At 45.1% G+C, this 18,498-nt stretch carries 14 protein-coding genes; all 14 read left to right on the top strand.

The features are described from left to right. Nucleotides 1-82: 82 nt before the first annotated feature. The gene (locus tag NYE58_RS24420) at nt 83-1,831 is read left to right on the top strand and encodes an ABC transporter substrate-binding protein (RefSeq protein WP_076278177.1); all 1,749 of its coding nucleotides are present in this window, start codon (nt 83-85) and stop codon (nt 1,829-1,831) included. Nucleotides 1,832-1,895: 64 nt separating this feature from the next. Next, nucleotides 1,896-2,849, top strand: a complete 954-nt coding sequence (locus NYE58_RS24415) for an ABC transporter permease (protein ID WP_076130810.1) — start codon at nt 1,896-1,898, stop codon at nt 2,847-2,849. A 16-nt stretch (nt 2,850-2,865) separates the two neighbouring features. Further along, a complete protein-coding gene (opp4C, locus tag NYE58_RS24410; protein WP_036685740.1) occupies nt 2,866-3,789 on the top strand; it encodes an oligopeptide ABC transporter permease in 924 nt (307 codons plus the stop codon). Between the two features lie 11 nt (nt 3,790-3,800). Continuing rightward, nucleotides 3,801-4,784, top strand: coding sequence for an ABC transporter ATP-binding protein (locus NYE58_RS24405; protein ID WP_076130798.1), 984 nt, complete (start codon nt 3,801-3,803; stop codon nt 4,782-4,784). Further along, nucleotides 4,777-5,742 (top strand): ABC transporter ATP-binding protein, encoded by a 966-nt coding sequence (locus NYE58_RS24400; protein ID WP_036685744.1) that lies wholly within the window; start codon nt 4,777-4,779, stop codon nt 5,740-5,742. Before NYE58_RS24405 ends, NYE58_RS24400 begins: the two co-directional genes overlap by 8 nt. 210 nt (nt 5,743-5,952) lie before the next feature. Further along, on the top strand, nt 5,953-6,561 hold the full coding sequence (locus tag NYE58_RS24395; protein ID WP_076130800.1) for a 50S ribosomal protein L25: 609 nt from the start codon (nt 5,953-5,955) through the stop codon (nt 6,559-6,561). Between the two features lie 324 nt (nt 6,562-6,885). Further along, nucleotides 6,886-8,733 carry a fibronectin type III domain-containing protein gene (locus NYE58_RS24390; protein WP_341003232.1) on the top strand — a complete coding sequence of 616 codons (1,848 nt, stop codon included), beginning with the start codon at nt 6,886-6,888 and terminating at the stop codon, nt 8,731-8,733. A gap of 270 nt (nt 8,734-9,003) precedes the next feature. Further along, entirely contained in the window at nt 9,004-9,648 is a 645-nt protein-coding gene (locus NYE58_RS24385) for a YhbD family protein (RefSeq protein WP_076130802.1), read from the top strand. Between the two features lie 12 nt (nt 9,649-9,660). Continuing rightward, nucleotides 9,661-10,347, top strand: a complete 687-nt coding sequence (locus tag NYE58_RS24380) for a hypothetical protein (protein WP_076130804.1) — start codon at nt 9,661-9,663, stop codon at nt 10,345-10,347. Continuing rightward, nucleotides 10,340-11,011 (top strand): hypothetical protein, encoded by a 672-nt coding sequence (locus NYE58_RS24375; RefSeq protein ID WP_076278768.1) that lies wholly within the window; start codon nt 10,340-10,342, stop codon nt 11,009-11,011. The genes NYE58_RS24380 and NYE58_RS24375 overlap by 8 nt, the downstream gene beginning before the upstream one ends. Nucleotides 11,012-11,051: 40 nt before the next feature. Then, on the top strand, nt 11,052-12,599 hold the full coding sequence (locus NYE58_RS24370) for an MDR family MFS transporter (RefSeq protein ID WP_341003228.1): 1,548 nt from the start codon (nt 11,052-11,054) through the stop codon (nt 12,597-12,599). Between the two features lie 1,978 nt (nt 12,600-14,577). Continuing rightward, complete coding sequence (locus tag NYE58_RS24365; RefSeq protein WP_076130774.1) at nt 14,578-15,537, top strand: ABC transporter permease; 960 nt, start codon at nt 14,578-14,580, stop codon at nt 15,535-15,537. A gap of 17 nt (nt 15,538-15,554) precedes the next feature. Beyond that, nucleotides 15,555-16,451 carry a carbohydrate ABC transporter permease gene (locus NYE58_RS24360; RefSeq protein ID WP_341003225.1) on the top strand — a complete coding sequence of 299 codons (897 nt, stop codon included), beginning with the start codon at nt 15,555-15,557 and terminating at the stop codon, nt 16,449-16,451. A gap of 91 nt (nt 16,452-16,542) precedes the next feature. Further along, nucleotides 16,543-18,378 (top strand): extracellular solute-binding protein, encoded by a 1,836-nt coding sequence (locus NYE58_RS24355; RefSeq protein WP_076187499.1) that lies wholly within the window; start codon nt 16,543-16,545, stop codon nt 18,376-18,378. Nucleotides 18,379-18,498: the final 120 nt, after the last annotated feature.

Below are 18,498 nucleotides of genomic sequence, written 5' to 3'. Positions count from 1 at the left end.
AATGAAAATCAGATGTTATTCATACTTAACGGGTAGGAATTATAGTTATTATTCTATTCAGAGAGAAAAGGGAGATAGGTACATGAGAAAAAATGCGATTGTAATCACTTCATTACTGCTTACGGGGTCACTGTTACTTTCTGCTTGCGCTAACAACAGTACTAACGAATCCTCATCCGCAAACAATGCGGCTGCAGGCTCCAATTCAACCAATGTGGAAGCAACCACTGCACCAGAGATTGTTCCTGCGGGTGCTCTAAGCGAACCTTTTACTGCCACGGATTTATCCAAACTTCCAGCGGTGGCCCAGAAACGTACAGATACCATTATCGTCGGGCTTACGGACCCAAGCGGAGCGTTCACTCCTTATTTTCAACAAAGTGGTTATGATGGCAATGTCTCTTCACTGCTATACGCTTCTCTCGTAACTGTTGATGACAAAGGCGTTCCAACGCCGGAGCTTGCGGAGAGCTGGGATGTTTCGGATGATCAGCTTACATACACGTTCCACTTGAGAAAAGATTTGAAATTCAGCGACGGTTCACCGTTAACAGCGGATGATGTGGCATTTACATGGACGATCCAATACGACAAATCGTATGACGGTAGCTCCCAGCTTCCATCGTTAAATGTTAAAGGCGGCAAAGCCTATAAGGAAGGTACTTCCCCTACAGTTGAGGGCATTAAAGTAATTGATCCACAGACGATCTCAGCAACCCTTGAGCAACCAAACGCAACAGCGCTGGTACAGCTCGGCTCGAACGTACTGTCGAAAGCTTATTATGGCAAGGACTATAAAATTGGAAATCTTGAATACATTAAAAAGCTGCATGAGAAGCCGCTTGGCGATGGACCTTACAAGCTGGAGAAATTTATTCCAGGTCAAGAAGTTCGTTTTGTAGCGAATGAAAATTATTTCAAAGGTAAACCAAAGACGGAGCATTTCATCTACAAAACTACGGAAGGCGACGTGTGGCAGTTCGTAGAAACTGGTGAAGTGGACTACGCTTCCTTTAGTGCGACAGACGAGAATATCGAGAAGCTGAAAGCACTCGGTTTTGTGAATATTATTCCTTACACTCCAAGCACCTATGGTTACTTGCAAGTTAACCTGAAGCATGAGCAGCTCAAGGATAAGCTTGTACGTCAAGCTATTGTGTACGGTTTGGATCGTCAGAGTATTTATGTGGATGCAGCGCAAGGTGCAGGGTCTATTGCCAACATCCCGGCATCGCCGATTTCCTGGTCTTACACTGAGGAAGGTATTAATCCTTACAAATATGATCCGGAAAAAGCAAAACAATTACTCGATGAAGCTGGCTGGACGGTAGGCGCGGGGGGTATCCGTGAAAAAGATGGCAAACCGCTGTCCATCCATTACCTCGGTTCGAAGAGTAAAAACACAGATATTTTCATCGCTGTAGCTAAAGAGAATTTTGAAGCGTTGGGTATCGAATTCCAGCCTGAGGTTTTCGCAGACTTTAACTCACTGGTATCGAAAGTAGAAGGTGGGGACTACGATCTCGTATCCTTCTCCACAAGCATGTTGACTGATCCGTCTGACGGGTTCATGCAATTCTTCGATGGAGAAATCACGGATTATGACAATCCGAAATTCCTGGAGCTGTACAACAAAGCCTTGGCCACTACTGATATTGAGGCGCGCAAAGCGGTATATAAAGAGCTGTATCAGCTTTTCAATGATGAACTGCCTATTATTTTTACAAGTTATAAAAAGACAGTATACGCCTATAACGGACGTATTGAGAATCTATCGGTCAGCCCGTTCATCGGTCTTGCTGGCAGTCTTCCAACTTGGAGCCTGAAATAAATAAACCAGTGTCCCCTGCCCTGACTGGATTCAAGGGCAGGGGACGAATCATAAGGAGTCTGTCATGAGCGCTTATTTATCGAAAAGACTGTTGTACATGGTCATCATCTTATTTGCGGCATCATTATTGATCTTCTGTCTGTATGCTTCAACTCCCGGTGACTTCATAACCGGAAATATTAAATTGACCGCTGAACGCAAAGCTGAGCTGCGTGAAATCTACGGCTTAAACAAGCCTGTGCTTGAACGGTATGGGATCTGGATGAAGAATGCGCTGCATGGTGATTTCGGGTATTCCTTAGCCCAACAAAAGCCTGTGCTGCAGCTTTTTAATGATTATATTTGGAATTCCTTTCTGCTGGCTGCCGTATCTACGTTTCTGACGTGGGTGATTGCGGTCATTATTGGCGTCATCTCTGCCTATAAGCAGTATTCATGGTTCGATACACTCGTGATGATCGCTATATTCGCAGCAATGTCGCTGCCGTCATTTTTTATAGGTTTATTCCTGATCAAAATCCTGGCCGTCGATCTCAAGTGGCTGCCTCCAGGTGGAATAATCACCACGGGTAGTAATGCTACGGGTTTGGCTTACTTTAAGGAGATCGTAACGCACATGACCCTTCCGGTTGTGGTTATGACCCTTCTGGGATTAGGTTCGCTCACCCGTTATTTCCGCAGCAATATGATCGATGTCTTAAAACAGGATTATATCCGTACGGCACGCGCCAAAGGCCTAAAAGAACGCAAGGTGCTCTTTACACACGCCTTACGTAATGCCTTGCTGCCCGCAATTACACTGGTTGGTTTTGAGCTTCCGGCACTATTTGGCGGATCACTTATTATTGAGAAAATATTCAATTGGCCTGGGATTGGCCAACTGTATATGCAGTCCTTCGGACTAAGGGATTATCCTTTACTGATGGGCTTTACGATGTTTATTGCCATACTTACCGTCATAGGAACGTTGCTTTCGGATGTTTTGTACCGGATTGCCGATCCTAGAGTTCGGCTATAGAGAGGAGGAAGCTGACGTGGCAGTTCAAAGTAATGTAGCTGGGATCGCGAAGCCGCAGACCACCAAAGGGAAATCCTCTTTATTCCGGCAATCTATGCGGAGGTTGCTGAAGAACAAGCTGGCGGTATCCGGATTTGTGGTGGTGATCTTTATGTTTGCGCTTTGTTTTATTGGTCCGCTGTTCTCACCCTATACGGATAACAAAATTAATATGGCCATGATGAACAAGGCACCCAATATGAAGCATTGGCTTGGCACCGATGCACTGGGCAGAGATATTCTGACCCGGGTAATGCAGGCGGGGCGCATTTCACTGACTGTGGGACTAGCATCAATGGTTCTTTCGGTGTTTATCGGTGCTCTTCTGGGGGCTATTGCTGGGTATTACCGCGGTATTGCTGATCAAATCATAATGCGGATTGCGGATCTTCTGTTGACGGTTCCGAGTCTGCCACTGCTCTTTATTTTTGGTGCGTTATTATCGGAGTGGAAGATTCCAACGGATTATCGGATGTATATAGTTATGCTGATGCTTAGTATTGTTAGCTGGCCGGGTATGGCACGTATGGTACGGGGGCAAATGCTTAGTCTGCGTGAACGTGAGTTTATGCAGGCGGCGGTAGTATTAGGCCTCCGTGATCGGCGTAAATTATTTAATCATTTGCTGCCGAATATCGTTCCGTTGCTGATCGTTATGGCTACCCTTAACATCGGTGGCGCTATATTGAGTGAATCGGTTCTCAGCTTTTTTGGGCTAGGTGTTATGCCGCCAACTCCAACCTGGGGCAATATGATTGATGCTGCGAATAATATGATCGACTTTCAGGATCGGCCGTGGCTGTGGATTCCACCAGGGTTATCGATTTTTGCGACAGTGATCGCGATCAATATCTTTGGGGACGGACTCCGGGACGTGCTTGATCCTAAACAGAAGAGGTAGGTGACCCTCAGATGAGTGATTTAATGAATATAGACGGTCTAAGTACATACTTCTTCACGGAAGAAGGAAAAGTGAAAGCCGTTGATGATGTAAGCTTCCGTGTTCGCGAAGGAGAGACGGTATGTATCGTTGGAGAATCGGGCTGCGGCAAAAGCGTGACCGCGATGTCCATCATGGGGCTTGTTGAGGAACCCGGGGGCAAGGTAGCCCAAGGGAAAATTGATTTTCAGGGTGAAGATTTGTTGAAAATGGACAAAAACACACTGCGGACCATCCGCGGGAATGAGATCGCGATGATCTTTCAGGAGCCCATGTCCTCCCTTAACCCTGTAATCAAGATCGGTGAGCAAATCATGGAGCCGCTGATTGTACATTTGAAGATGAACAAGAAACAGGCGCGCATCCGGGCGATTGAACTGATTAAGCAGGTAGGCATATCACGACCAGAGCAAATTGCTGATAGTTACCCGCATGAATTAAGTGGAGGTATGCTGCAGCGGATTATGATTGCTATTGCCATTGCCTGCAGTCCAAAGCTATTGATTGCTGATGAACCGACTACGGCGCTGGATGTAACGATTCAAGCGCAAATTCTGGATATGCTGCGTGAAATTAAAGATAGCTCGGGCATGTCCATTCTACTAATCACCCATGATCTTGGCGTAGTGGCAGAGATGGCCGATTATGTGATTGTTATGTATTCCGGAAAGATTGTGGAGGAGGGTGAAGTTGTTGAATTGTTCAACAACCCCAAACATCCCTATACAAAAGGGCTGCTCAAATCGAAGCCGGTAATCAATCAGCGACAGGATGAGCTGTATTCCATACCAGGTCAAGTGCCAAATCCGCTTGAGCTGGTGCCCTCTTGTTATTTTCATGACCGCTGTGAGCATTGCATGCCTGTATGTGTCAGCCAGCAGCCCCAGCTTAAAGAGGTGGCCAGCAGACAAAAGGTAGCTTGCTGGTTGTATGAGGAGGCGGTTGTTCATGCCTGAAGCACTGCTTGAGGTCAATCATTTAAAGAAATATTTTCCTGTTACTAAGGGGCTGCTTAACCGAACCGTTGGGCATGTAAAGGCTGTTGACGATATTAGCATCACACTTCAACCTGGGGAAACGTTTGGGCTTGTAGGGGAATCTGGGAGCGGCAAAAGTACAGTCGGACGGACGATTTTACGGCTAACGGATAAAACGGCAGGTGAGATCAAGTTCAAAGGGATAGACATTCACTCCCTGTCGCCCGCTGAATTGCGCAATATTAGACCCCAAATGCAGTTGATCTTCCAAGATCCTTATAGCTCACTTAACCCACGGGTTCGTATAGGTGATGCCATTGGTGAAGCTTTACTGGATCATGGTCTATGCTCAAGGTCCGAGGTGCGAGATCTGGTGCTTGAAGCGCTAGCGGCTTGCGGGTTATCTTCTTATCATATTGATCGCTTTCCGCATGAATTCTCCGGGGGGCAGCGGCAGCGGATCGGGATCGCCCGTGCACTTGTTTTGAATCCTGAGCTGATCATTGCAGACGAACCAGTTTCAGCACTGGATGTTTCCATCCAAGCACAGATTATTAATTTATTCAGTAAGCTCCAGCAGAGTCGAGGGTTAACGTATTTGTTTATCTCCCATGACTTGAGTGTTGTGGAGCATTTGTGTTCAAGAATCGGTGTCATGTACCTGGGCTCTATGATGGAGACGGCTTCAAGAGATGAACTGTTTAAGAATCCGCTCCACCCGTATACCAAAGCGCTGCTGTCGGCTGTTCCGATTCCTATTCCAAAGCTGAAAAGGGAAAGAATTGTACTTAAGGGAGATATTCCGAGTCCGGTAAACCCGCCTTCTGGCTGTAAATTCCATACCCGTTGTCCCTTTGCGCAAGAGGTTTGCAGATCTGAAATCCCGGTATTTCGTGATGTTGGCAGTAACCATTTTGTAGCTTGTCATTTAGTTTAATAGTTGTCACAAATATAGCAATGATTTACTCCTAAGACATGAATAATTAATGTTGAATTGTATAATAATACAATTTGACCTTATTTTTGCCTGGGCTCAAAAGTCGTGAGAGGTTTCAAAGCCAGGTCAATGGGGTAATTAGAGAGTGGTTAGGTTAGGCGTACATATCTAATCGGTCTAGTATAAAATCCCTACTTAGGAGGAATCATCGTGAATACAACAGTACGTTTGACAGAAAGATCCGGCTCGACTTCTTCACAGCGCAGAAAAGGCTTTGTACCGGTAGTCGTGTACGGTGCAGGTTCAGATAGCCAGTCCTTTACAGCGGATGCTAAGACAATTTCAGGTATTTTAGCCAGCAACCCACGGGCTGTTCTTACTTTGGAATTGCCAGACTCGGGCAAAAAGAACGTGGTTATTCAAGAAATCCAACGTCAGCCAATTTCCAAACAACTGCTGCACATTGATTTTCAGCAGATTGATATGAAGGCCAAATTGGATACAAAAGTAGCGTTCCACTTTACAGGTGAACCGGTAGGTGTGAAGAGCGGCGGCGTGCAACAAATCGAATTGCATGAGCTGGATATTCGCACACTTCCAGATAAAATAGCTGCATCCTTTGAAGTGGATATCAGTGGACTAGATATTGGTGATCAATTGCTGGTATCTGATTTGCCGAAGCATGAAGGCTGGGAAGTATTGACGCCTGAGGACACATTGATTGTCCGTATTTCACCTCCAGCAGCGCAAGAGCCAACAGAAGAAGATACTGCTGAACCCGCTGTAGCTGAAACTGCTGGCGAAGATAAAGCAGAATAGTATAGAGATAAATAGTAAAGAGCAGATAGAATCCTTATAAAGGAGCTGTCTGCTCTTTTTGTTTTGTCTTCATAAATATGAATTCATAAAAATGATGCTGGTCTTTCGTATGATTTCTCAAATGGCAATTTTGGTTGTTTCGCCTCATTTAGTTAAAAATTTACATAAAATCGTTGACGAACGGGTTTCTAAGCCTGAAAATGAGGACCATTACCATGGTAAAATATTCAAAAGTCCCTGTTGTTGCTGTTTGAAAACGCTTTAGTTTTTATGCTTCAAAGAACTCTTATTGCCTAGTTCATCATGATTAAGAGGAGGAAAGTTATGAAGATGAGGAAGCTGTTTTCGATCTTAATGACAAGTTTGCTGGTGCTTGGGGTAGCTCTACCCTTTGGTGGAAAAGCGAATGCAGATGCTGCAAGTGACGCTTCAAATCGTGCTTTAATCTGGCTGAAGGCCCAGCAGGATGCAACAGCGGGGTATGCTTTTGAGGGACTGGTAGATAGCTTTGAAGATTTCTGGGGACCAAACAACCCCAAACAGATTGTATACACATATGATCAAGCGGTTGCAGCTATCGCCTTTATTGTAAAGGGTGAACGGACGCGGGCAGAGCAGGTTTTGAACAAAATGCGGGACATTCAAGATCCATCAGGCTTCTGGCTGAATTCTTATTGGTATAACAACGGCTTCGGAGAAGAAATCCGTAAACATGTGGGACCCGTTGTATGGATGGCAATGGCTGCTATGGCTTATGAGAAGCAATATAATGATTTACGGTATCGTCCAATGGCGCTCAAAGCACTAGATTGGAGTTTACAGTATAAAAAGGCTAATGGCAGTATCGCAGGGGGATGGAGTGGTTGGAGTAATTCCGATGAGCCTTGGAGCTCAACCGAGCACAATATCGATATTTACCGGGTATTGCAGTATTATGCTTCGGTGGATTCCTCAAAGGCAGCCACTTATAACAGTGCGGCTTCTGGAGTCAAAACCTTCCTGGATAATTATGTGTGGGATGACACAGTCAAACGTTTCAAGGGGGGCTGGAAAAACGATACAAATCTGATCGACCCCAAAATACCTTTAGACGTGAATCCTTGGGGAGTATTAGCTTTAGGCGTATCCGGAACACATAACTACGGCGCAAGCTTAACCTATGTGGAAAATGCCTCCGGCACCCCGGGAACACTTGCGAATCCGCGTTACAAGCAGACGCTTACTTACAATGATGCTGGGAATACGCTCACCGGATATGATTTTGACTGGACAGATGAAGTATTGCCAGCGTATGACGATAACGGAAATCAAATTGGCAATACGGGTGCTGACGTATGGTTTGAAGGAAGCGCATTCATGTCGCTCGCTTATTATCTGCAAGGCAATGCCTCAAAGGCAGACGCTATTAATACAGAGATTATTAAAAAACAAGGCACAAGCGGTGCTTCGCTCGGGGGAATTCCCTACTCGCTCAAAGGGTCCAGCAACAGTTATTGGGTGATGGCGCAGCAAAACTGTGTTTCCAGCACAGGTTGGTTAATAATGTCCCTGCACCGGTTTAATCCATTCACAGGTCAATATTTGACGGGTGGAGGTAATACTGGGGATACAACCGCGCCAACCGCTCCCGCTAATCTAACGGTAACCAGTAAGACAGATACAGGAGTTAGCTTAAGCTGGTCCGCTTCTATCGATAATGTTGGCGTTACAGGTTATATTGTTTATCGCGGAACACAGCAGGTGTCCACTGTGGGGGGAACTACAGCTACTGTTAGTGGACTTACTCCAAGCACAGCCTATACGTTTACAGTAAAAGCCACGGATGCAGCAGGTAATTTATCCTCCGCTAGTAATACCGCAACAGTTACTACTAATCCCACTGGAGGCAGCGGAGGCGGTGATCATGTGACGGCTGACTTTACAGCAGGGGTAACGAGACTTTCTGCTACAGAGGCGAGTATCTATATTATACCTGTAACCAGTGCCCTTTATGTAGATGTGCATTACAAGATTAACGGGGGTTCCCAGCTTAATTACAGGATGACTAATAACTCAGGAACATGGAAGCAGACGGTGAGTGGATTAAGCGCTGGCAGCAGTATTGAGTACTGGTTCACTTACGAAAAATCCGGCCCACAATATGATTCAGCACATTATACTTTTGTTCAGTAAGATTAGCAGATCGTAAAAATCATTCTAAGAGAAGGCTGTTCCATGCTGCTATTTATAGCGGCGGGGGCAGTCTTTTTTTGTGGAAAAAATAGTGAATGACCGTTAAATCCTTCTCAAGACGGAGGTCTGCTCTTAAGGTATGCTTTAAAATCTTTGGGGGAGACGTTAGGACACGATGGTTACTAGCGTAGGTAGGTATGAGGGGAGTTTAATTTATTGGTTTTACAACGTAACAGTGTTATGTTACGATGGCTTCAAGGAGTGATAAGCATGGAAGAGGATTTGATCTCAAAGAAGCAGCTATTGGATTTAACCGGTATATCCTATGGGCAATTGTACCGCTGGAAGCGGAAGCAGTTGATTCCAGAGGAATGGTTTATCCGTAAATCTACGTTTACTGGACAGGAGACTTTTTTTCCAAAAGACATGATTTTGTCCCGTATCGATAATATTGTGAATATGAAAGATGGACTTTCTTTGGATGAAATGGCTGATAAGCTATCAGATAAGGCTTCTTTTGACAGAGTAAGTATATCTGCTGCGGAAATTATAGAACGTAACATTGTTTCGTCGATGACGCTGGGGAAATTTGGAGAGAGGCTCGGTGTCAAGAATGGATATAGCTTCGATCAACTCACTTATTTATTGGCTGTAGATCGCCTGCTTAGTGCAGGGGAGATGAGTATGGAGGAAGCAGAGCTGCTGTTTCGAACCTTAATGGATAAAGCCTCCAATCTTGAGAGTGGCAGCTGGGAGTTATTTTTTATCCGCAAAATGGGGGTGTCATCCTTTATTCTGGCTCAGGCACCAGCGGAGTTATGGTTCGATGAAGGGGTAAAGCTGGTCAGTAAAATACTAAGTGCAGATGTAATAGAACAATTGAAAGGTAAGCTTGCTTTTAAGCTTGTTGAATAGGGGGTTAGTGTAATGGACAAACGAGAGCTGCCGGATCTGATTATAAACGGAGTCAGCGGGGGGGCAGGAGGTACTTATAACAGCGTGCGAATCGATGGTGTAGGCAAAGTAACGGGACCCATCGTGACGCGAATTTTTAAAGGAAACGGGCATATGAATTTGAAGAATGATCTCTCGGCGGAAGAAGCGGAATGCAATGGAACGATGAAAGTGCTGGGCCATTTGCGTTTTAACTCCCTAAAAGTGGACGGAATGATTACTGTCGGGGAGAGCATTCGGGGAGAAAGCTGCACACTTCATGGAATGCTGAATATCAAGGGTGATTGTGAGCTTGAGGATTTTGCGGGGGAAGGAAGCTTTAGTGTCGGAGGTTTACTTAGTGCAGGACATGTAGACTTCAAACTGCAAGGGCAGGGAAAGGCGCATGAAATTGGTGTGGAGAGTCTAGTGATCCGGCAAACGAATAGTGGAGTCTGGAGCAAAATGTTAAGTGGAATCATCCCTAAATTAAGATCGGAGCTGCGGGCTCGGACTATTGAAGGAGATTTTATTGATTTGGAATATACAACGGCTGATGTTATCAGGGGCAATATTGTGATTGTAGGTCCTGGCTGTACTGTCGAACGGATAGAGTATCGTGATCAGATCACAGTACATCCTGAAGCAAAGGTTGGAAAGGTGGAGAAGATCGGTGACTGAAGAAACAATTCGGAGTAATTTGAAAATAATGGGCACAACGACCTCAGCGGGAGGCTTTTTTCGGGATATTAAGGTTACTGGGGAAGGTCATTTTGCAGGGGATGTAGATTGTGAGAAGCTGAGCCTGACTGGAAATGCCAGGGTAGATGGAAACCTGCTAATGACCAAAATGAAAATAACCGGTGAGATGACACTTATGGGTAATCTTGAAGGTGATTCCTTGCGGGGGCAGGGGGAAATTAAAGCAGCCTCCGTAAAAATCGACGATATTCATCTTAACGGTAATTTGGAGGTTAATGGTGATTGTGAAGGTGAACATCTGCGTATTTCGGGCGCTCTCAATGTGGCAGGACTGCTAAGTGCGGAACAACTGGAGATCAATTTATATGGTCTAAGTAGAGCGAAAGAGGTTGGAGGCAGTGCTTTAACGATCAAAAAAAGCAAGACCGGAAAATTCCTGCATTTGATGAAGCAGAATCCTAAAGTGCTTTTTGAGGCTGGGCTCATTGAAGGCGATACGATAGAGCTGAATAATACAAAAGCAAATATTGTCAGAGGAGATCGGGTAATCATCGGTGTGGACTGTGAGATTGATACTGTGGAATACCGTAGTGCTTTGGAGATTCACAAGAATGCAATAGTGAGGCATCAAGTAAAGCTGTAACACATAGTTATAGATCTTTTGACAATGGGGAGTGGAATAAATGAGTGCTGCCAAAGCGCCCAATATGGGCATTGTAATCGCAGGTCTGCTGTTAGGAATACTGATGGCCTCCATGGACAGCACCATCGTTGCTACAGCAATGGGCAATATTGTTGGAGAACTAGGCGGTATGGACAAATTTGTCTGGGTAACATCAGCTTATCTCGTAGCTGAGATGGCGGGGATGCCTATCTTTGGCAAGCTGTCTGATATGTATGGGCGTAAAAAGTTTTTTGTTTTTGGGATTATTGTATTTATGGCGGGTTCAGCACTTTGCGGGACGGCAGATACGATTACTCAGCTGGCTGCTTATCGGGCGATTCAGGGAATTGGAGGCGGTGCGCTAGTGCCGATTGCTTTTGCCATAATGTTCGACGCCGTACCGCTGGAGACACGGGGCAAGCTGGGCGGTGCATTTGGTGCGGTATTTGGATTATCGAGTATTTTTGGTCCATTGCTAGGCGCGTATATCACCGATCATATTGCTTGGCAGTGGATATTTTATATTAACTTACCGCTTGGACTGTTGGCTTTTGTGATGGTCGTTTTCTTTTATAAAGAGTCACATGAGCATTCCAAACAACCTATTGATTGGCTGGGTGCGGGCACACTGCTGGGCTCTGTCATCTGCTTAATGTTTGCGTTGGAGCTGGGTGGAAAAGAGTACGCTTGGGGCTCATCGATGATCCTCGGCTTATTTGCAGCTTTTGCTATATTGGCGGCAGTGTTCCTTTTTGTAGAGACGAGAGCGAAAGAGCCGATCATTTCCTTTGCGTTATTCAAAAAAAGACTGTACGCCGTCAGCATTCTGTGCGCGCTATTTAGTGGTGCTGCATTTATCGTGGCTTCCGTATATATCCCGATCTTTATCCAAGGTGTATTAGGGGGTTCGGCTACCAATTCAGGACTTGTCCTGCTGCCGATGATGGTCGGCTCAGTAATTACCGCCACAACGGGAGGATTCCTGATGGCAAAAACCAGTTACCGCAATCTGCTGATTCCTACGTTTGTACTTTTGGTGATCGGCACAGGACTGGTAGCAACGCTTACTCCGGAAGCTTCACGTCTCTTGGTTACCTTGTATATGATTTTAATCGGATTAGGCATTGGCGCTTCCTTCTCTGTGTTAAGCACAGCAGCTATTCATGGTCTGACTGCGCAGCAACGCGGCTCTGCCAGCGCAACACTGAATTTCATTCGTTCGCTTGGCATGACCATCGGAATTACTACATTTGGCATTATTCAAAGCCATTATTTCTCGGGCAGTCTAACTAAGTTGCTCACAGCAAATGGAGGAGGAGCTGCTTCTGCGGGGGCTGCTGGGGTTATGGATTTTAAAGATCCGCATTCTCTGCTGTCGCCTGAGACTAGAGCACTGATTCCACCGGAAATTTTGAGCAAAATTACAGAGGGACTTTCCTCTTCCATTGCGAACACCTTCGCTTGGGCGGTTATTCCTGCTGCGTTAGCTTTGCTGGCCTCCTTTTTTATGGGGCGCCAGAAAATGGATGCCTCCGCGGAGGGGAAAGTTCAGACGCCTGGGCATTAGGCTGTGGCGAAAGGCGCGGGCATTCGAATGAAGAGCGGAATGTAGTGCGCATTATGCGGAATGCAGTGAATTGGTTGTAAACAAACTAGGGTTGTAAAGTGATGGAGCAGCTTCTCATTTGAGAGGCTGCTTTTTTATGTGTGGTTGGGAGTACAAATGAGCATGAACCCTCGAAGTAAAGGAGCTGAGTTCGAAGGTTGAGTAAATGCGATGAATTCTGGAAATAAGAGCATCTGAGTCCGATAGCATGAGGGAATGCGATGGATTCAAGAATTAGTCCGATAGCAGGAGGGAATGCGATGAATTCAAGAATGAGTCAGACTGCATGAGGGAGTGCGCTGAATTCCGGAAATAAGTGCAACTGAGTCCTCTAGCATGAGCAAATGCGATGAACCCAAGAATGAGTCCGATAACATGAGCAAATGTGATGGATTCTAGATAGAAGTGCGCCTAAGAATGATGCATGGAGTGTTGCGGACTGTATAGTCGCTATTGCTGATTTTTGAGCTACTTTGCCGTAGTTTCGGACTGTATAGCTCTTATCGGCATGAATTTGCTCATATTTGGACTATATTTGTGTGGATAGCTGCACCTGAGTCCGATAGCACGAGAAAATGTGTTGAAACCCGGAAATAAGCGCACCTGGGTCCGACAGTATGAGGAAATGCGATGTATTCTCGATAGAAGTGTGCCTAAGAATGATGGGTGGAGTGTTGCGGACCGTATAGTCGCTATTGCTGATTTTTGAGCTACTTTGCCGTAGTTTCGGACTGTATAGCTCTTATTGGCATTCATATGCTCGTATTTGGGCTATATTTGTGTGAATAGCTGCGCCTGAGTCCGATAGCACGAGGAAAAGCGCTGAATTCCGGAAATAAGTGCATCTGGGTCCGATAGCATGAGCAAATGCGATGAATCGAAGAATGAGTCAGACAGTATTAGCAAATGCGATGAATTCTCGAGAGAAGAGTGCCTGATTTTGCTGCATGAAGTGTGTTGCGGACCGTATAGTCGCTATTGCTGATTTCTGAGCTACTTTGCCGTAGTTTCGGACTGTATAGCTCTTATTGCCACGGATTTGCTCGCAGTTGGACTATATTTGTGTGAATAGCTGCACCTGAGTCCGACAGCACGAGAAAAAGTGTTGAATTCCGGAAATAAGTGCACCTGAGTCCGATAGCGTGAGCAAATGTGATGGATCCAAGAATGGGTCCGACAGCATGAGCAAATGCGATGAATCCAAGAATGAGTCAGACAGTATGAGGGAATGCGATGAATTCTCGAGAGAAGAGTGCCTGATTTCGCTGCATGAAGTGTGTTGCGGACCGTAGAGTCGCTATTGGTGATTTTTGAGTTACTTTGCCGTAGTTTCGGACTGTATAGCTCTTATCGGCATGCATATGCTCGTATTTGGGCTATATTTGTGTGGATAGCTGCACCTGAGTCCGATAGCATGAGGGAATGTGTTGAAACCCGGAAATAAGTGCACCTGGGTCCTATGCCAAAACTATGAAGTGTGAAAAACCATAACGGACGAAGAGGACATAGCGCACCATAGTTGATGTAACGGACGAAGAGGACATAGCGCACCATAGTTGATGTAACGGACGAAGAGGACATAGCGCACCATAGTTGATGTAGCGGACGAAGAGGACAAAGCGCACCATAGTTGATGTAGTGAACGAGGAGAGTCTAGTTGCCCATAGCTCCCAAGCGCTCCTTAGGAAACCATCTCTTTCAGCGGTAGGATGACGGGAATTCCCTGTCATCCTGCCGCTTTTTATAAGCCAAAAGGCATGTAGGCTCTCCATCACTAGACCCACAGCGATTAGGTAGAAAATGGTCGAAATATATGCGAATTTGGTTCACAAGCATCAGACGGTTCTCCAGTGAGGCCGTTCTGTGTTCTATCTCGTCATACGTAAAGGTTCTGATACTATGAAAACGTAATCAAAATCTGGGTATAGGAGATTCCGACATGGGGGTACCTTCTGGTGAATTACTTCCCAGCGTCGATCCGGTTCATCGATCCCGCTGGAAGATGAAGAACAAACATAAATTGTTCTTCATGGCTTTTCCGTTTCTTGTTGTCACCTTTATTTTCTATTATCTGCCGATCAGCGGATGGATTTATGCATTTTATGATTTCATTCCCGGAATACCGTTGTCTGACACGCCATATGTCGGGTTGAAATGGTTCAAGACGATTGTATCCAATCCAACACAGACCGCAGAGGTTGTGCGCGTGCTGAAGAACACTCTTGCCATGAGTTCACTTGGACTAATCACCTCGATATTTCCAGTGATCTTTGCGATTTTTCTGACCGAAATTAAGTCAGGCTGGTATCGCAAGATGGTGCAGACACTAACCACGATTCCTAACTTTATCAGCTGGATTCTGGTATATGCATTGGCCTTCTCGTTGTTTTCCGTTGATAACGGGGTCATCACACACATTTTAGTGCAGCTTGGAATCGTTGATGAGGGTTATAACTTTTTAGCCTCCAGCTCAAATATTTGGGTCACGATGATCATTTGGTATTGGTGGAAATCGTTAGGCTGGGGTGCCATTCTCTATCTTGCTGCAATCGCAGGCATTGATCAGGAGTTGTATGAAGCCGTAGAGGTGGATGGTGCAAGCCGGTTCCGTAAAATCTGGCATATTACCATTCCGGGTCTTATCCCAACCTTCTTTGTCCTACTGCTGCTCTCCATAGGTAACCTGGTCAATAACGGGATGGAGCAGTACTTTGCCTTTCAAAATGCGATGAATAAAGATTCCATAGAAGTGCTGGATCTTTATGTATACAATATTGCGTTCGCTAACAACTTTCCGTTTGCCACAGCTGTCAGTATGCTGAAGTCGGTTGTCAGTGTAATTCTACTGTTCGCGGCAAACACATTATCCAAGATGGTGCGTGACGAATCTATCATTTAAGGCAGGGGTGATCCCATTTGAGAAAGAAAAAACTAACTTCTGGAGAATTAATCTTTCAAATTATTATCTACACACTCTTTGGATTGTTCACCCTGTCATGCATTTATCCATTCTACTATTTGTTCATTAATACGATCAGTTCGAATGATCTTAGCGCAGCAGCGTATATCAAATTTTATCCAAGGCAGATCCATTTTGATAACTATAGTAAGGTTCTAAGAATCAGTGGTTTAGGTCATGCGGCTACAGTCTCTATTTATAGAACAGTTGTTGGTACTTTGCTCACCGTTGGATCTTCGGCATTTCTTGGGTACTTGTTCACCAAAAAGGAAATGTGGGGCCGGAGTATTTGGTACCGCAGTGTTGTAGTTACGATGTATTTCAGCGCAGGGCTGATCCCATGGTATATCACCATGCATAACTTGCATCTGACTAATAATTATCTGGCTTATATTTTGCCAACCATTATTACTCCTTTTAATATCATTTTGGTCAAAACCTTCGTCGAGGCAATTCCGCCCTCACTTGAGGAGTCGGCGTCAATGGATGGAGCAGGTTACTTCCGGGTGTTCTGGAGTATCATTGTTCCTCTTACAACACCTATCTTGGCTACGATTACGATTTTCTCAGCGGTGAATCAGTGGAATGCCTTTATTGATACGGCGTTTCTGATGACAGATACGAAATACTTTACGCTCCAGTTCTTATTATGGCGTTATTTGAACGAATCCAGCTCGCTCGCAGCCTTAATTCGTAATTCGCCAGATATGGCCGCTAGTGCAGCGAATATGCAGACTCCAACCTCTGTGCGGATGACTGTAACGATGATCGTCGTATTGCCGATTTTGATCGTGTATCCGTTCTTCCAACGCTTTTTCGTCAAAGGAATTATGATCGGTGCGGTTAAAGGCTGATGGGTGGCCGCTCTGGACCAGAACTGGGTTTTCCTCTGTTATAAGCAGAGTTGAACTATAAGTGAAGAGATGAAAGGGAGGGTATAAAGCAATGAGATTAAGAAGAGCATCGCTTGTCATGCTATCCGTAATTCTGGTCTTCGTTCTTGCAGCATGTGGCGGGGGGAATAATACGGCTAACTCGGGCAAAAACACGAGCACAGAGAAACCTACGTCGGCTGCCACGAATGCCCCGGCGGAAGAGACAGCAGCACCGGATGACGGAGCGCTTGATCATTCCAAGCCGCTGAAGCTGACTGTATTCTCAACAACCGCTAACTATGCCGGTCCACAGACTGGATGGTTTGCAAAAATTATCAAGGATAAGTTCAACATCGAAATGGAGATTGTAGCTTCAAACCTGACTGGTGGAGATACCAAAATTTCTGCAATGATGGCTTCCGGAGATCTTGGAGATATCATCATTTTCGGTGACGACAAGAACCACTATCCAAATGCCATCAAAGGAAAGCTGCTCTTGGACTGGACACAGGACGGTCTTTTGGACAAATACGGAAAAGACATTTCTAGCACTTTTCCAAAAGCTATTGAAAAAGCTAAGGTAGCTTTTGGCGGTGGATCATCAGTCTTTGGTATGGGGAACAGCGTAGCTTCTAATCCATCCGGACCCTCTGAAGGAAAAGATATGACTTGGGGTCCAGACCTGCGCTTTGATCTTTACCAACAAATTGGAGCGCCAGAAATTACAAAGATTGAAGATTATCTGCCTGTGCTGAAAAAAATGCAAGAGCTCGAGCCTAAGAATGAACAAGGCAAAAAAACCTATGCTTTCTCGATGTGGTCTGATTGGGATGGCAACTATAAAATGACATTGGCTAAACAGTTCGCTAACATGATGGGCTATGACGAAATTCCTGATACTGCTGTGTATGTTAAGGCAGATGAAGAAAAGTATTATGACTTCTTATCCGAAGATAGCTGGTACATGAAATCGCTCAAACTGTATTTTGAAGCTAACCAGATGGGTCTGGTTGATCCGGACTCTATGACGCAAAAATTTGACGATGTTGTAGCGAAATACAAAGATGGTCGTCTATTGTTCTCTTGGTTCCCATGGCTTGGAGCTGCTAACTACAATACACCAGAAAGAACAGCCGAAGGTAAAGGTTTTGCGCTGGTTCCGTTCAAAGATGAATTGATGTATTCCACAGGGTTCAATGTTTACGGTGGTAACGGTATTATTGCAATCGGCGCAAAAGCTAAGGAACCTGCTAGAATTATGGAATTCATTAACTGGATGTACACACCGGAAGGTGCAATGATTTCTGCAGGAAGTGGTACAGCAGTACCTAACGGACCTCAAGGTCTGACTTGGGATATTGATGCAAACGGCAAACCTGCAGTGACTGATTTTGGTTGGAAAGCTTATACTGATCAACAGAATACTCAAGTTCCTGCTGAATACGGCGGGGGTGACTACTACTATGGCTCCAATCAAATGAACTTCTCGTTTGTGGTTCCGGCGATGGTGAATCCAGAGAATAGTGAGCCATTCGATCATAATCTGTGGACAACAACCCTAGAGCGTAACCCTTCCAAGCTTGATAGTGACTGGAGAGCGAAAATGGGTGTTCTGACTCCTAAGGAGTATTTTGAGAAAAACAATCTATTGGCTGTAGCACCACAAGGCTTCACTGGCAAAGAGCCATTAACCATGGATAAAACAGTGGAACAAAAGAATAAACAAATCGGTACGGTTATTCAACAGATTTCCTGGAAAATGGTCTTTGCTAAAGATCAAGCGGAATACGATAAATTGAATAAAGAAATGCATGATAAGGTAAATGGTCTTGGGTATTCTGAAGTTATGGATTTCTCGATTAAAAAGGCTGAGGAATTGTTCGAGGCCCGTAAAAGCGTTAAATAAACACGGCTAGTAACTATAAAATAAGGCGGGGCGGCGTGGAGGCTGTTCTGCCTTATTCTATTCAATTAAGGATAAATGTGGTATTCTCACATTAATATAAAACGCTTTCAGATAGAAAGA

The organism is Paenibacillus sp. FSL L8-0708 (assembly GCF_038009325.1).
In the GTDB taxonomy this organism is placed as follows: Bacteria; Bacillota; Bacilli; order Paenibacillales; family Paenibacillaceae; genus Paenibacillus_AQ; species Paenibacillus_AQ odorifer.
The sequence above is the reverse complement of the archived record's forward strand: the minus strand, read 5'-3'. Positions and strand labels throughout refer to the sequence as shown.

Excerpts from the sequence above, each read along its gene's own strand:
- NYE58_RS24420 (WP_076278177.1), top strand. The coding sequence starts at position 83 with ATGAGAAAAAATGCGATTGTAATCACTTCATTACTGCTTACGGGGTCA.
- NYE58_RS24415 (WP_076130810.1), top strand. The coding sequence starts at position 1,896 with ATGAGCGCTTATTTATCGAAAAGACTGTTGTACATGGTCATCATCTTA.
- NYE58_RS24405 (WP_076130798.1), top strand. The coding sequence starts at position 3,801 with ATGAGTGATTTAATGAATATAGACGGTCTAAGTACATACTTCTTCACG.
- NYE58_RS24400 (WP_036685744.1), top strand. The coding sequence starts at position 4,777 with ATGCCTGAAGCACTGCTTGAGGTCAATCATTTAAAGAAATATTTTCCT.
- NYE58_RS24390 (WP_341003232.1), top strand. The coding sequence starts at position 6,886 with ATGAAGATGAGGAAGCTGTTTTCGATCTTAATGACAAGTTTGCTGGTG.
- NYE58_RS24385 (WP_076130802.1), top strand. The coding sequence starts at position 9,004 with ATGGAAGAGGATTTGATCTCAAAGAAGCAGCTATTGGATTTAACCGGT.
- NYE58_RS24380 (WP_076130804.1), top strand. The coding sequence starts at position 9,661 with ATGGACAAACGAGAGCTGCCGGATCTGATTATAAACGGAGTCAGCGGG.
- NYE58_RS24370 (WP_341003228.1), top strand. The coding sequence starts at position 11,052 with ATGAGTGCTGCCAAAGCGCCCAATATGGGCATTGTAATCGCAGGTCTG.
- NYE58_RS24365 (WP_076130774.1), top strand. The coding sequence starts at position 14,578 with ATGGGGGTACCTTCTGGTGAATTACTTCCCAGCGTCGATCCGGTTCAT.
- NYE58_RS24355 (WP_076187499.1), top strand. The coding sequence starts at position 16,543 with ATGAGATTAAGAAGAGCATCGCTTGTCATGCTATCCGTAATTCTGGTC.